The 14338-nt window shown below is 58.6% G+C and carries 11 protein-coding genes; 4 read left to right on the top strand and 7 right to left on the bottom strand.

Going from position 1 to position 14338, the window contains the following annotated elements:
• Positions 1-682 (bottom strand): hypothetical protein (locus tag HMPREF2928_RS01855; RefSeq protein WP_070687207.1); only part of this gene is annotated, 682 nt, incomplete at its 3' end.
• Positions 683-993: 311 nt separating this feature from the next.
• On the opposite strand from HMPREF2928_RS01855, the gene HMPREF2928_RS01850 reads away from it, so the two are divergent.
• Together HMPREF2928_RS01850 and HMPREF2928_RS01845 are read left to right on the top strand one after the other, a co-directional pair.
• Positions 994-1563 carry a hypothetical protein gene (locus HMPREF2928_RS01850; protein ID WP_044143532.1) on the top strand — a complete coding sequence of 190 codons (570 nt, stop codon included), beginning with the start codon at positions 994-996 and terminating at the stop codon, positions 1561-1563.
• A gap of 326 nt (positions 1564-1889) precedes the next feature.
• Complete coding sequence (locus tag HMPREF2928_RS01845) at positions 1890-2555, top strand: hypothetical protein (protein WP_070687205.1); 666 nt, start codon at positions 1890-1892, stop codon at positions 2553-2555.
• A 107-nt stretch (positions 2556-2662) separates the two neighbouring features.
• On the opposite strand, the gene pdxT is transcribed toward HMPREF2928_RS01845, so the two are convergent.
• Positions 2663-3301, bottom strand: coding sequence for a pyridoxal 5'-phosphate synthase glutaminase subunit PdxT (gene pdxT / locus HMPREF2928_RS01840; protein WP_070687203.1), 639 nt, complete (start codon positions 3299-3301; stop codon positions 2663-2665).
• Between the two features lie 115 nt (positions 3302-3416).
• Positions 3417-4322: a pyridoxal 5'-phosphate synthase lyase subunit PdxS gene (gene pdxS / locus HMPREF2928_RS01835; protein ID WP_005507298.1), complete on the bottom strand. Its 906-nt coding sequence runs from the start codon at positions 4320-4322 to the stop codon at positions 3417-3419.
• Positions 4323-4757: 435 nt separating this feature from the next.
• On the opposite strand from pdxS, the gene HMPREF2928_RS01830 reads away from it, so the two are divergent.
• Both HMPREF2928_RS01830 and HMPREF2928_RS01825 read left to right on the top strand, forming a co-directional pair.
• On the top strand, positions 4758-6398 hold the full coding sequence (locus HMPREF2928_RS01830; RefSeq protein ID WP_070687201.1) for a Na+/H+ antiporter: 1641 nt from the start codon (positions 4758-4760) through the stop codon (positions 6396-6398).
• 198 nt (positions 6399-6596) lie between these two features.
• The gene (locus HMPREF2928_RS01825; RefSeq protein WP_070687199.1) at positions 6597-8075 is read left to right on the top strand and encodes an MATE family efflux transporter; all 1479 of its coding nucleotides are present in this window, start codon (positions 6597-6599) and stop codon (positions 8073-8075) included.
• 122 nt (positions 8076-8197) lie between these two features.
• Here the strand turns inward: HMPREF2928_RS01825 and nadE are convergent, their stop codons facing one another.
• The 4 genes from nadE to HMPREF2928_RS01810 form a co-directional block, all read right to left on the bottom strand.
• Positions 8198-9031, bottom strand: coding sequence for an ammonia-dependent NAD(+) synthetase (nadE, locus tag HMPREF2928_RS01820; protein ID WP_049340139.1), 834 nt, complete (start codon positions 9029-9031; stop codon positions 8198-8200).
• Positions 9032-9247: 216 nt separating this feature from the next.
• On the bottom strand, positions 9248-9643 hold the full coding sequence (locus HMPREF2928_RS08920) for a type II toxin-antitoxin system death-on-curing family toxin (protein ID WP_080974499.1): 396 nt from the start codon (positions 9641-9643) through the stop codon (positions 9248-9250).
• Positions 9643-9906 (bottom strand): type II toxin-antitoxin system Phd/YefM family antitoxin, encoded by a 264-nt coding sequence (locus HMPREF2928_RS01815; protein ID WP_049340141.1) that lies wholly within the window; start codon positions 9904-9906, stop codon positions 9643-9645. The genes HMPREF2928_RS08920 and HMPREF2928_RS01815 overlap by 1 nt, the downstream gene beginning before the upstream one ends.
• A 129-nt stretch (positions 9907-10035) precedes the next feature.
• Entirely contained in the window at positions 10036-14073 is a 4038-nt protein-coding gene (locus HMPREF2928_RS01810; protein ID WP_070687197.1) for a S8 family serine peptidase, read from the bottom strand.
• Between the last annotated feature and the right edge of the window lie 265 nt (positions 14074-14338).

Genomic DNA, 14338 nt, shown 5'->3' with positions numbered 1-14338 from the left:
CACGGTTCGCGTCGCTCTTCTGCTTCACATCGGCGGGTGCCTGCTGCGCCCACGCCTCAAAAGCAACAATGTAGTTCTCGGGGTAGTTTGCCGCGAGCAGCTCCTGTCGGGTCGGGAAGTACTCCTTGCCCTCTCGAATATCGACATAGTTGCTTGCCTTGTAGGGGTCGGCGCTCTGGATGTCAGTGCGCGGGCCGGAGGCTACCTTTCCGCTTGCCACGTTATTGTCATCGATAGCGCGTACCCATGCCGCAGCGTAGGTGTGATCGGCCTTGTTCTTCTCGTACAGTGCCAGGCACTCGGATCCTGCTGATTCAGCTTCGGCGCGGGTGGGGAAGTTCGCCTGGTTGCGCACAACATGCCGTGCAGATACATAGGAAGGGAGCGCAGTACCGCGGTCGGCGCTGATGGCTTCCTGCTGCTTGAGGGTTTGAGCTTTCGCGGTTTCGTCAGGTTCAAGACAGGGGGTGGAGCTCTTCTTCGCCGCGGAAGAGGAGGCGGACCCGGTGGAGCTTGCTGCTGACGGGGAGGAAGCCACGGTCGTATTCGAGGGTGCCGGAGTGCTGGATGCCGTGCTGGTGGAGCTGCCGCAGGAAGCAAGAAGCATGGGAAGAATCGCCAACGCGGCACCGCGTCGTAGACCGCTGGAACGGAGCGAAAGAAAAACAGGGGTGTGGGTCATGAGACCACCTCACAAGAGGGATGGAACGATATATTGCGTCTAAACATACCCAAATATTTGATACATGGTCAATGGAAAATACCATCTTAGTTTAAAACCAACACTCTAGACGCAAGATGTGCAACCCAGTAGTCTTAAAGTTCTGACCTGCTTAAACATGAGGTAGACGGGGTAAGAGTGCGGAGGGTTTGCAGGTCGCCTACTTGTCTTAGCATTGGCTTCGGGGCTTAGTGGATAAGAAAAACAATATTGAGGCTATGCGTTCGGTGTTCCGCTACTAGCTTTTTATGCTACTGAAAGGAAATGGCATCATGAATTCTACTTATAAAATGTTCGCCGTAAATGAGAAAATAATTTTGTATATCTTATTTCTCATTGTATTGCAATTTTTCTATATTTTCCCAACTGCCCTGTATGCAGATTTCTATAGATTTGTATCGCCATGTGATAGGTGGCAAAGTGCATATTTCGACTATATACCCTTCTTTGTGGTGGGAGTTGTATCAGCTAGCTTATGGCAGACTTTTAGTATGTGGCTGGGTGTAAAGCTTCGTATAGGAATTTTTTGGATCGCATCGCTATATTTAGTTTTTAAAATGTATGGGACTTATGAAATTTTAAAAGGCAATATCTTAAGTTCATGTAAAGTCCCTACAGAATATATGCATGGAATATTGTGGCCATATGATCTACAGGCATTCATTCTCTGGGGTCCCGATATTATCTCATGCGTTATTTTTATAGCAGTTTTTATTGCATGTTCTAAGCGTAGCTACTGGGTGCCAACCCTCGCAGCTATAGCCGCATTTGTTGTGCAGTGCGTCATCTTGGTACTGCTCTGGGAATACGTTAGGGGACTTATCTATTTCCTCCTGCAGTAGCGTTGGGCCGTTGAGGTGCAGGCTTTTACGGAGTTCGAGGTTGCATAAAGGGCGCTCCAACCGTGCTCCTCCGGGCATGTTGGCTTCTGCTGATTATCGGGCAAATAGCAATACCTGACGCTGGTGTTTTAGTGACATGTTTACTTCAAGAGCCCGGTGGCTTCCGTATTTACGCAAGTCAAGGCGCTGAATAAACTTGTTTGTCGATTTTCCTCCGAGGTGTTGGATTTTAAAAAATAAACATATTTTTCTCTTGACCATGTATCAAAACCGCCCGTATAGTGAGGGTCAAATCGATATGTTCCAGCCCACAATGAGGTGACATTATGGCCCTGAAATCCAGGACCCCCAACCCCCGCTATAACGCACTGCGATACGGTGCCGCTCTCTCAATCCTGCCCCTGTTCCTTGCCGCCTGCGGTGGTGCAAACACCGCGGCAAGCAGCACCTCCTCACCCTCCACGGCGAGCACCTCAGCAACGGCAAGCACCACGCCCACCGTCAGCTGCTCCTCATACTCCGCCGAAGCTACCGCCTCAGCAGAAGCCGCCAAGCCCGTCCCGCGCACCGATGAACAGTACCCCGCGTACATCCAGTACCGGAACATCCTCGCAGACGGCGCCCACATCATTGAGCCCAGCGAAATCGACAGCAAATGCCACGCCGCACTCAAAGCAGGGCGCAGCACCCTCCCCGAATACGTTCAAAACATCGATGCCTACAACGCTCACCCCAGCGTCGGAGTCACCGACCCCTTCGCCGGTAGCGAGTACCGAGACATCAAGAACCGCAACGAATTCATCCCCCACCGCGCAGACCTGGAAGAAGCCGCCTACCCCGAGATGATTATTCGTCTCTACGAAAAGTGGTACGAGGCAGCCCCCGCAGACATCAAGACGATCAGCGACGCGAACCGTGCACGATTCCTCGCCACGAGCGCCTACCAGCAATGGAAGGCCCAGCCCCAAATCCCCAGCAGCTCCCGCCCATAAACCCACTCACGCATAAGCCCGCGCAAAAAGAGTTGTGGCGGTGACCGAACAACGGTCACCGCCACAACTCTTTAAAGGCTCATTACCGGGCTTATTTTTTTTGGGGGCTACTTGCCCTTCACCTCGCATGCCAGAGCCAGCAGCTCCTCATGCACCGTCGTATCGCCCGTAACCTCCGGGTGGAAAGAAATACCGATTAGGTTGCCCGAACGCACACCCACAATCTTCCCCTCATGACGAGCCGTCACCTGCACACCCTCACCAGTGCCAGTCACAATCGGCGCACGAATAAATGCCGTATCAATAACCACCTCATCACCGGCAGGGGTCAGCCACGGCAGGCGCACCTCCGCAGAATCAACCTGCGAACCAAACGCGTTACGACCCACCGAAACATCCAGGACACCCAGCGACTGCTGACCCGGCGCCGGATCATCAATACGCTTCGACAGCATAATCAGGCCCGCGCACGTACCCAGGGTCGGCAGGCCCGAAGAAATCGCCTCAATCAGCGGCTCCCGCACACCAAAAATACGGGTCAGGCGGTCAATTGTTGACGACTCACCACCCGGCAAAACCAGCGCATCCAGACCCTCAAGCTGCTCCGCGGTACGCACCCAACGCACCTGCGCACCCAAAGACTCCAGCATCTCCGCATGCTCACTCACGCCGCCCTGCAACGCCAAAACACCAACCGTCAAACCCTCACCCGGCAAAATACCGGTAGGCTGAACCTTCTCAACCATCACCGCTCCCTTCACAAAACAACAAACACAACAAACACAAGGAGGGTGGGACCCGCCTCAGCGAACCCCACCCCCTCATCAAACACTCACCCCGAATGCGGGGTGCGCGCACGAATTACCAGCCGCGCTCCGCCAGGCGGTGCGGTGCCGGAATGTCAGCAACGTTAATGCCGACCATAGCCTCACCCAGGCCGCGAGAAGCCTCAGCAACCTTCTCCGGGTCATTGTAGAAAGCAGTAGCCTTCACAATAGCCTTCGCACGAGCAACCGGGTCGCCCGACTTGAAAATACCGGAACCAACGAACACGCCGTCAGCACCCAGCTGCATCATCATTGCAGCGTCAGCGGGGGTAGCCACGCCACCAGCGGTGAACATCACCACGGGCAGCTTACCGGTCTGAGCAACCTCACGAACCAGCTCGTACGGTGCAGCCAGTTCCTTAGCCTTCACGTACAGCTCGTCGGGCATGGTGTTGTACAGGCCCTGCAGCTCAGCAATCTGACGCTTAATGGTGCGGATGTGCTTAGTCGCCTCAGAGACGTCACCGGTGCCAGCCTCGCCCTTCGAACGGATCATAGCGGCACCCTCGGTGATACGGCGCAGAGCCTCACCCAGGTTGGTAGCACCGCACACGAAAGGCACCTTGAACTGGTGCTTATCAATGTGGTTCACGTAGTCAGCGGGAGAAAGAACCTCAGACTCGTCAATGTAGTCGACCTTCAGGGTCTCCAGAATCTGAGCCTCAACGAAGTGGCCGATGCGTGCCTTCGCCATGACCGGGATCGAAACAGCATCAATGATGCCCTCAATCATGTCCGGGTCAGACATACGAGCCACGCCGCCCTGCGCACGAATATCCGCGGGAACGCGCTCGAGAGCCATGACGGCAACAGCGCCAGCATCTTCAGCGATCTTAGCCTGTTCGGGGGTGACGACGTCCATGATGACGCCGCCCTTGAGCATGTCGGCCAGGCCGCGCTTAACAAGCGGGCTGCCGGTTACGGTGTTGTTATCAGTCATGACCTTATCTTCTCACGTTCTGAGTTCTCACGCGCACTCACAGGGGCGGATTTTCTGTTCTCTGACACAGTACGACCCCAAGTTCACGTCAGAACGACACAAAACGTCATGAAAAGCGGTTAGAGTAGGGCGGTTCATGGGCTGAGCAGGCCCGGCTGAGCAGACCCGCCGGATGCACGCAGGTCGCCTCCCATAAACTCACATCCCGAGCGGCCATAAGGCAAGGTTTTGCTCAGGGTAAACATCCACCCACCCGCACTGAACAACGGTAAAATACAGAAGCTACGCCCGCACTCGTCCCCACGCGGAAGCCTCACGGCCCAGGGAACGAGCAAAACATTTTGGGCACCCTGGCACCCGCACACTCGCGGACATCAGCCGTCTATCAGACGCACACCATGAACCAGCCGCCACATCCAAAAGGAACACACCAAATTGCTTGAAGTCATCATTGCCCTATCGCTGGCAATTCTTCTGGGTAATATCCTCGCCCATAAAATACGGATAACCCCCGCCATTCTGCTCATTTTCCTGGGGCTTGTGCTGGCGCTCATCCCCGTTCACGCCATGCACGAGGTGCGCGAGGTCGGGCTGCCACCGCACGTGATTCTCGAAATCTTCCTGCCCGTGATGCTGTTCTGGGAGACCCGAAACACCTCCTGGCGTGAGGCGCGCGCTCGTCTGCGCGGCATTCTGCTCTCGGGCACGGTGCTCGTAATTTTCACGGCGTTCGTTATCGCCTGGGTGCTTCACACATTTATGGGCGTCTACCTGTGGCATGTGGCGCTGATTATCGGTGTGGCGCTCGCCCCCACCGATGCTGTGGCCGTGGCAACGCTCAACGGCAAACTCCCCAAATCTTCCATTACCACCCTTAAAGCGGAAGCACTCATTAACGACGGCACCACCCTAGTTCTTTTCGCACTCGCCCTGCAGCTTGCGGGTGGTCATGAACTTACCCTGGGGACTGCATCCGGAATGTTCTTCTTCTCGTTCCTGATTGGAACTCTCGTTGGCCTGGCCGTCGGATGGGGTGTAGATAAGCTGCGTGCGCACATCGGCAACCCCATGAACTTCAGCGTGTTCATGTTTACCGTGCCGTTTATTGCTTTCTTCCTGGCTGAAGAGATCGAGCCTTTTGAGGGCATGAAAGGTTCCGGAGTGGTGGCTGTGGTGGTCGCCGCTTTCTACCTGACCTATCGCGGACCGGATACCATCAAACCCCAAAACCGTTTCTACGGTCTGCCCATCTGGTCGTTTGTCTCCTATGTCATGAACGGTGCGCTCTTCGTGCTCGTGGGTGTTCAGCTGCCCAGCGCCACAGCGCCTGTGGATGATGTTCTTCGTGAATACAACTATGCGTGGGCTTTGACGTTCGCCGTGATTGTGGTGGCATGGCTTGTTTCCATTGCGGCGCGTTTTATTTTCCTGCACGTCTCGATCGGTATTATTCGTGCCCTTGACCGTTCAGAAAAGCAGAAGCAGCTGCGCACAACTTTCCGTGGCCGTGTAGTGAGTACCTTTGCGGGACTGCGCGGCGGTGTTTCCCTCGCGGTGGCTCTCTCCGTGCCGACTGATGTTCCCGCGCGTGACTTTATTATCTTTGTTGTTGCGGGCGTGGTTCTGCTGTCGATGGTGGTTCAGGGGATGCTCCTGCCGCTCGTTATTAGGTGGGCGAAAATTCCGGTTGATACCACCGAAGAAGATGAGATTAATGAAGCAATCCGCACGATCATTGCCGAGTCCTTCGACTCTGTGGCTGAGATCGGCCAGGAAATTGGTGCACCACAGTGGATTATCGACCGCATTGCCGACGAACAGATGTACAACGCGAGTATACACCACAACCTGCACGCCGTTCGTAAAGACGGTGCGAATGCGCCGGAAGAAGCCCGCCGCATTATTGAAGCGGGCGACCTTGAGAAAGAGCTGCGCCTGCGGCATTTGGAGAAGCAACGCAGCGTGCTCAAGCGCCTGCGTAATGAGCGCATAATCGACACGAATGTGCTCCACGCGATTCAGGAAATCCTGGATATTGAGGAGGTTCGCGTGCTTGGTCCGGTTGAGCTCGAATAGCTCACACTCCTACATGCGATACGTATGAGGCGAGGCGCCCCACCCCTAAACGGGGAGGGGCGCCTCGTTGCTTTTTATGTCTAAACCTCTAGACCCACCACTACGTGGAGACGGTACAATACACTAGCCCGTTTTTTCGCGCGGACCTCGCTTCTTGCCGCGCACCGGACACAACACAGACTAGAACCACAGGAACCTATGACGTCCCACCAGACTGAAAACAACGCACCCAAAAATAGCGCACCCGCCCCAGGACACGGCGGACACGGCCCGCACGGCGCAAGCGAAGACCCGCAGAACATCTACCTGCTTAAAGACGCCCCCATCCTCAAGGCGCTCCTCTCCCTCGGCGTGCCCATGGCACTCGGCCTCGCCATCACCAGCATCTACAACGTGGTGAACTCCTACTTCGTCGGCCACTACGGCGGCACCGAAGACCTCGCCGCCACCAGCTACGGCGTGCCCGTCTTCGGCGTCATCATGGCGATCGCAGGACTGTTCGGCCTGGGCTCCTCAACCCTCGCCTCCCGCAAGCTCGGTGAAGGCCAGCCCGCCCACGAAATTCACCGCGTCACCTCCTTCGCCCTCTACTCGGCGCTCGGTGCCGGTATCGTCGCGGCGGCTATCGGCTTCATCCTCGCCGACCCGATCACCAGCATCATGGGTGCATCCGGCGGCTCCTACGAACCGACCCGCATCTACGTGCACCTCATGTTCCTCGGCGCGCCCCTGGCTATCGGCATGTTCACCCTCGAACAGCTCGTCCGATCCGAAGGCTACGCCAAGCAGTCCATGTACGGCATCATCGTCGGCACCGTCGTCACCTGCATCTTCGACGTGCTGTTCATCGCCATCATGGGCATGGGCGTCGCCGGTGCCGGTTGGGCGATGCTGCTGGCGAACGGCGCATCCATGCTGTACTACCTGCTGTTCCTGATGCGTCAGAGCGAGAACTTCTCCGCAAACATCCGCGACTTCTCCCTCGACCCCGCCATTATCAAGCCCGTGGTCGCGGTCGGTGCCGCCGAGCTCATTCAGAGCCTCAACCTGATCTTCGCCGCCCTGCTGCTGAACAACCTCGCCGCCTCCTACGGTGACGACACCGTCGCGGCGTTCGGCCTGGCAATGCGCCTGAACATGGTGCCCGAAATGCTCTGCATGGGCCTGTGCATGGGCGGTATCCCGCTGTACGCCTACGCGTACGGTGCCCGCAACGGCGCTCGCGTGAAGGAGGCGCTGCGCACCGCAACGATCCTGTCCGTGGCGACCTCCGCGATCATCACCATTCCGGTGCTGATTTTCCGCCGTGAACTGCTCGCCGTGGTTGGCGATGCAAGCCTCATCGACACCGGTGAAGAGGTCATGATCGCACTCATGCTCGCCGCCGTGTTCAACGCGGTCAGCATCGTGTTCGTCTCCTGGTTCCAGGCGTCCGGTAAGGGTCGCCCGGCAATGCTGATGACCATCGGTATTGCGCTGCTGTTCTTCCCAGCCGTGTACTTCGGCAACATGTGGTTCGGATTTAAGGGCCTGACCTGGGCGTTCCCCTTCACCCAGGTGCTCGCCTGCGCGCTGGGTCTGGTGCTGTTCCTCGCCACCGGTGGCGCGAAGGTACCGCCCGCTGAAGCTGAGGTTGAGACTGGAGGTTCTGAGGATTCGGAGGTTCAGGCTGCCTAGGTTTCTGGCGCACAGCCCGAACAGAAGGCATAGTCCTCGGTCTGCAAAAGCATAGTAAAAGCCCTGGACTCCCACCAAGGGAGTTCAGGGCTTTTACGTTAGTTCTTACGCCGGTTGAGGCGCTAGTTCTTCCACCAGGAATCAAAAATCGTCACCGGAGTAGTGCGCTTATGGCGGCTACGCAGGTAAATCTGCTCCAGCTTCGTAGCGGCCGCCTCGTCGATTTCCTTACCCTCCAGGTAGTCATCAATCTGCGGGTAGGTCAGACCCAGCTCATCCTCATCGGTACGGCCGGGTACGCCGTCCAGCAGGTCAGCCGTCGGCGGCTTAGCCCACAGACGCTCAGACGCACCCAGCACCCGCAGCAGCAGCTGGTTCTGGCGCTTATTCAGGCCGTACAGCGGTAGCAGGTCCGCGCCGCCGTCACCGAACTTCGTGAAGAAACCCGTAATGGACTCCGCCGCATGGTCGGTACCCACCACCAGGTAGCCGGGGCCGCCAGCAATCGCGTACTGGGCGATCATGCGGGCGCGCGCCTTCACATTACCCTTGTTGAAGTCGCTGATCTGCTCGCCGGTCGCGGCAGCGTAGGCGGTGTCGAAGCCGTCGACAGCCTCCGCAATGTTGAAGGTCAGGGAGCGGGTGGGCTGGATGAAACGCAGCGCCTCCTGCGCGTCCTCTTCGTCGTGCTGCACACGGTAGGGCAGGCGCACTGCCACGAACTCGGTGGTGCGGCCGCGCTCGTTGAGGCGGTCGACCGCCAGCTGGCAGAGGCGACCCGCCAGGGTGGAGTCAATGCCGCCGCTGATGCCCAGTACCAGGCCGCGACTTCCGGTGGCTTCCAGGTAGTCGCAGATGAACTGGATGCGGCGCTCCACTTCTTCGCGTGCCTGCTCTTCGGTCATGTTGGGCTTGACGCCCATTTCACGGATGATCTGTGCCTGTAATTCACGCATGACTTAAGTGTACGCTCCACCTTATAGCCCGTGCGGTGAACCGCCGAGGGAAGCAAGGTAGTGTTCCACACGGTGCGTTCAGACCCGCCCGCGCTAACTAGCCCGCCTCGGGCAGGGCGAGGCAAGCAAATACCCCCGGCAGATGCGTACAGCATCCACCGGGGGTATTTCTTTTAAAAAGGTAGTTTTTTCATGCTCCTGGAAGCGGCAATGCGCTCACTCGAGACTGGAAGTGAGATGCGAATGAACGTATTGAGTAAACTCTTCAATACTGCAGACATGAGTGACTAATCCGATGACTTTGTTATAGAGATGAGTAGAGTCATCTACTAAATAGAGACCGTGACACTCTAGAAGGCCACCAAGGAGCGCAACCGCTACACGCTTATTGCCATCAACAAAAGGATGTTGACGAATAACCTCTACACAGAGATGAACAGCCTTATCTACAATGTGCGGATATAGCTCTTCTCCACCAAAAGTTTGGTAAGGGCTCTGAAGAATTCCTTCGAGAATATCAAGGTCTCGAACGCCTGCAGACCCTCCAAAGCGGTTGATAAGCAACTGGTGGATAGCTAAAGCAGTATCAACGGAGATATGTGCAGAGGACATCACTGGCTCAGACGTTCAAAGACGCTTTCGTAACGGTCAATGAAGCTAGTCGCTGCCCCTAAAATCTTCTCCTGATCGATAGTTTCAGAAGAAGTCTTCGCTACGGCTTCTTTGTTATCAGAAGTGGAATCTACTCCCAGAGGAACAATCTTGAAAGCAGGCTGATTGCGCTTAAATACAGTGATTTCTTCACCTTCCTGAATGACCTGATTAGTCACGGAAGTGAGGTTGGCACGTAGTTCAGAAAATCCAACGGTGAGCATAGTATCTTTCCTTTGTACTATTTCTTGTACAAATTTTAGCACTATATCTACTGATGAAGTCAGCCCACAGAAAAGGCCGTGCCGGGGCAGAAAACTCCACCCCGACACGGCCCTCACATCCGCATCCGATTAGCGGTTATTCAGCACGCGCACGTTATAGCGGTGCAAGAACGCCGCCATCGCGCCACGCTCAATCGGCTGAACCGGACGGAACGAACCATCCGGCCAACCCGTCGTAATCCGCTGATCGGCCAACCACGCAATCTCGCGGTAGAACTGGCTGCCGGTCGACACGTCACTAAACGGCGAAGCCACCGGAGCAGAATACGCCGGTGAACCCGCAAAACGGTAGAAGAACGCCGCCATAGCATCACGGTTCACCGCATCATTCGGGCGGAACGTACCGTCAGACCAGCCGGTCGTAATGCCGCGGGCGCGCATCCACTCAATCTCCTTGTAGAACGGGTGGTCGCGCGGCACATCCTTGAAGCTCGGGGTGCTCGGCGCAGTGAACTGCGGCGAACCCGCCATACGGTAGAAGAACGCCGCCATCGCGCCGCGCTCCACCGAACCGTTCGGGCGGAACGTACCGTCCGGGTAGCCGGTCGTAATACGACGCTGAGCCAGCCAGTTAATGTCATTCACGAACGGGTAGTCCGCCGGCACATCCTTGAAATGCGCGTTCTCGGCAGGAGCCTCGGAAGCCATCGATACAGGCAGAACCTGTGCGCGCTCACCGGCTGCACCGTTCACACCCGAGAGGTCACCGGTCGCATTGTGCAGGTGCAAGAACAGGGCCGCCCCCTTCGCCTCCGCGCTACGGTGAGCCGTCAGAGCGGCACCCGGCGCGTCCACGAACAGGTTCGGCACGCCCGCCGAATCGCCGCTGAACCACAGCTTCGGCGCCGCATAGTTGAACACCACCGAATCAGTCGTATCAACCACGGTCGTCGCGGAGAACGCGCTAGAAGTGGTCACCGAGTACGAAAGCTCAGTCGACTCGGCTTCCGGGTCCAGACCCAGAACGCTCAGCGGAACAGTCATCACCAGGGTGTTCGAATCCATGATGTTGGTGTCCGTATCGCCCCAGGCACCGTTCAGCGGGTACAGGGCGTTCTCGATAGCCTGCCACTTGCCGTTGCTGCGCTTAGAAACCTTCACCAGCGGGTAGTCCAGGCCCTTCTCACGCACCGTCTGCAGGCGGTAGTCGCTCGTGCCGTCCTTGTTGGTGTCAACGAACACGTAGTAGGTGCCGCGCGGGGTCACCTCCTGCCAGTTACCCCAGGTGGAAATACCGAAGGACAGCTGCGCCTGCGAGGTGTCCGCACCGGCAGCCTTCAACGCCGCCACGTTCGAGGCGGCACCCACGTACTGCAGGTCCATGCGGGAATCCGAACCCACACCCAGCTTCGCGGTCGGGATGCGCGGGCTCGAAGCACCCAACTCAAAAGCACCTAGCAGGGAGCGGTAACCGCCCTGATCCACCGCGGTACCCTCCAGCGATAGGCGCTGCTCCAGGGCACCCACGCCGTTCGTGTCAAAGTGAATATCTGCACCGGCTACGCGCATTGCGGAGACCGGTTTCGGGGCCACATGCAGCGGCATGCGCAGGGTCTTCACCGCAGCCGACGAATCAGCGTCGGTCAGGATCAGGCGGCCCGAAGCGCTCGCAATGTACTGGCGGGCACCCGAAATGGTGACCGTACCGGTCGAGTAGTTCACTGAATCCTGGTTCGGGTACATGGACGGGTCGCGGGTCTTTTCCAGCTTCGACGGGTCAATGCGCACCGTCACGGTGAACGTTGTCTTCTGGCCGGCGCCCACAGACACGGACTGCGGGTAGGAGAACTCCACACCCGGGATGCTCGTGCTGCCCTCATAGTTCAGGGTGTAGGTGTGCGCCACCGAGTCGGTGTTCTCAACGCTCACGCGGTGCTGCAGGGTCTGCACACCGGCGTTCGGGGTGTACTCGAGCACGCCGAAAGTGTCCGAAACCTGTTCGGGGCGTGCCGCGTTGAACAGCATGACGCGGTCAGCCACCGCCGCACGCGTGTTGATGCGGCCGGTACCCACGCGGTCCACCGCGTAGGGGTTGCCCCAGGCGTCCTGCATGTGGTGGTCGGCGGTGTTCATGATGACGGTCTTAAGCATGCGCGGACCGTACTCCGGGTGCGCCTGCATGATCAGCGCCGCAACACCGGCAACAAAGGGCGTGGACATGGACGTACCGGTCTTCACGCTCGAACCGGTGCCGCTACCAACCTCGATGGAGGAAATGTTCGTGCCCGGTGCCGCAACGTCCGGCTTGGTGATGCCGTGCGAACCGTGCAGGCCACGCGCGGTGGAGGTGTTCGCCTGATCCAGCTTGCCGTTGGGCACGCGGATCGAGTCGCGCAGGTTTTCGCCGAGCTGCAGGGTCAGCTCACCCGAATCAATCTGCGCGGAAAGGCGCTCCACCTGGCTCTTTGACAGGCGCACGCCCGGAATGGAGGAGTTACCGCCGATAGCGGTGTCACCAACCTCAGTGTTCGAGGTGAGCACCACGCCGGTCGCGCCCACCGCCTGCAGGTTGTCGAAGCGTACCTTCGAACCGCAGGGGGCGGTGCCGTCAGCGTCCGCCCAGTCGATGAGAGCCCACTTGCCCTTCAGTGCTGCGGCTTCCTCTTCGGTGAACGCCTCGCAGGCGTAGCGGTTGCGGGAGGCGGCACGCACCACGGTGCCGCGCAGCTGCTCCTCGGTCGCCTTCGAATAGTCGAAGCTCACCGAGTAGTCGCCGTAGGTGTCCGCCTCGTTCGCGGGGGCGAGAATCTTCACGCGGTCCACCAGCTGGGTCGAGCCGATGGAGTTCGCCACGGTCAGGCCGTAGGCGCTGGTGCCGGGGCCGCCCGAGTTGGAGTAGGTGTCGCCCACGGCGTTGTAGTTGTTGGCGTTACCCGCCGCGACCACGGAGAGGATACCCTCGCGGTAGAGGGAACCGACCGCGTAGTTCACGGTCTCATCGAACACGCCGAACTCGTTGCCGAGCGACAGGTTCGCGATGTCGGCGCGGTCGGAGAAGTCGCCGTCGTCGTTGGGGTCGAGCACACGGTCCAGGCCCTTGGGGACGAACGCGGTGGTGCCCTTACAACCGAAAATGCGCAGGCCAATCAGCTGGGCGTCCGGCGCGGAGCCGGGGCCGATCTTCATGTCCTTGAGCTGCTCTTCGGTGAGCTTGGAGTAGTCGCCGTGGAAGGTGCTGCCGTCCGCGTTCACACCGTAACCTGCCGCGGTGCCCGCCACGTGGCTACCGTGGCCGCCGCAGTCGAGCGGGTTGTTATCCGGGTGGGGAGTGGAGGTTTCCTTCTTACCGGAGTTGTAATCGTCACCGACCAGGTCGTAGCCGCCAAGGAACTTCTTCGGATCGTAGGTGCCCTCGGGAATCGTGTCGGAAGCCTTCGCCTTATCGAAGGCTTCCTGCGTGCCGGGGCCACCCAAATCGGCGTGCGTGTAGTCGATACCGGTATCGAGCACGACAATCTTCACGCCCTTGCCGGTGTAGCCGGTGGAGGCGGGGTTCGCCGGGCTCTTCGCCCACACGGAGAGCGTGTCCGTATCAATGAGGGTGCCGCTGTTCTGCGGTGCCATATCCTCAATGATGCTGATGCGTTCCACATCGTCGCGGTTCGCGAGCGCACGAATCTGCTCGACGTTACCGTAGAGCGCCACGCCGCGCATCGTGTTGTGGGTGGTGTACAGGACCTGCGCGCCGGATTCCTTCGCCGCGGAGGCGCCCTGCTGCTGCACGCTGGCGCGGATTGCCTGCACCTGTGCTTGCGCGTTGACGGGTGCCTGCGCGCGGGAGCGGACCGCATCCGGCTGGGTCTGGGCGTACGCACCTTGACCCTTGAATCGGACGAACACGGCGCGTTCGCCGGTGGCGCCGTCCAGGCTGGGGGAGAGAACTTCGTTGTTGTTCTCGCCGGTGCCGGTGTTCTGGTGGGGCGCGTCCCGGTCTGCGCCGCGTACTACGCCCGGTGCCGCGTAGGCGGCGGTACCGAAAGGCAGGGCGGTCAGCCCGAGGGTGAGCCCCAGGGTGAGTGCGCCGCAGCTGCGTGCCAGCTGCTTGAGGCGACCCGGCTGTGTGTGCCGGGCGGCTCGCGCGGGGGTAGCTTCAGGGAAGGTTGCCACTGAATGCTCCTTATTTAGTGATGGTGCGTTTCTTAGCGGTTTCTGCACCGAGGTTCTGCGCGGAGAGATATACGCCGAGAGTTCTACTCGGAGAGCTGTACGGCAAGGGTTCTGCACCGAGAGTGCTACGGTGCGTCTGCACTGTGTTTCCAGTGCGCCTCCAGTGCGTCTGTGCGGCGTAAACGTCAAGGTTCATGCCGATGGTGAAGAAACCTTCACTTATTGTCTCAACGATTCTTTATATAACCTAGTCAAACTCGTATTA

This window comes from Rothia sp. HMSC072B04, assembly GCF_001813725.1.
GTDB classification, from domain to species: domain Bacteria; phylum Actinomycetota; class Actinomycetes; order Actinomycetales; family Micrococcaceae; genus Rothia; species Rothia mucilaginosa.
This window is presented reverse-complemented; position numbering and strand designations above follow the sequence as displayed.

Excerpts from the sequence above, each read along its gene's own strand:
- HMPREF2928_RS01845 (WP_070687205.1), top strand. The coding sequence starts at position 1,890 with ATGGCCCTGAAATCCAGGACCCCCAACCCCCGCTATAACGCACTGCGA.
- pdxS (WP_005507298.1), bottom strand. The coding sequence starts at position 4,322 with ATGACTGATAACAACACCGTAACCGGCAGCCCGCTTGTTAAGCGCGGC.
- HMPREF2928_RS08920 (WP_080974499.1), bottom strand. The coding sequence starts at position 9,643 with ATGTCCTCTGCACATATCTCCGTTGATACTGCTTTAGCTATCCACCAG.
- nadE (WP_049340139.1), bottom strand. The coding sequence starts at position 9,031 with ATGCGTGAATTACAGGCACAGATCATCCGTGAAATGGGCGTCAAGCCC.
- HMPREF2928_RS01850 (WP_044143532.1), top strand. The coding sequence starts at position 994 with ATGAATTCTACTTATAAAATGTTCGCCGTAAATGAGAAAATAATTTTG.
- HMPREF2928_RS01825 (WP_070687199.1), top strand. The coding sequence starts at position 6,597 with ATGACGTCCCACCAGACTGAAAACAACGCACCCAAAAATAGCGCACCC.
- pdxT (WP_070687203.1), bottom strand. The coding sequence starts at position 3,301 with ATGGTTGAGAAGGTTCAGCCTACCGGTATTTTGCCGGGTGAGGGTTTG.
- HMPREF2928_RS01815 (WP_049340141.1), bottom strand. The coding sequence starts at position 9,906 with ATGCTCACCGTTGGATTTTCTGAACTACGTGCCAACCTCACTTCCGTG.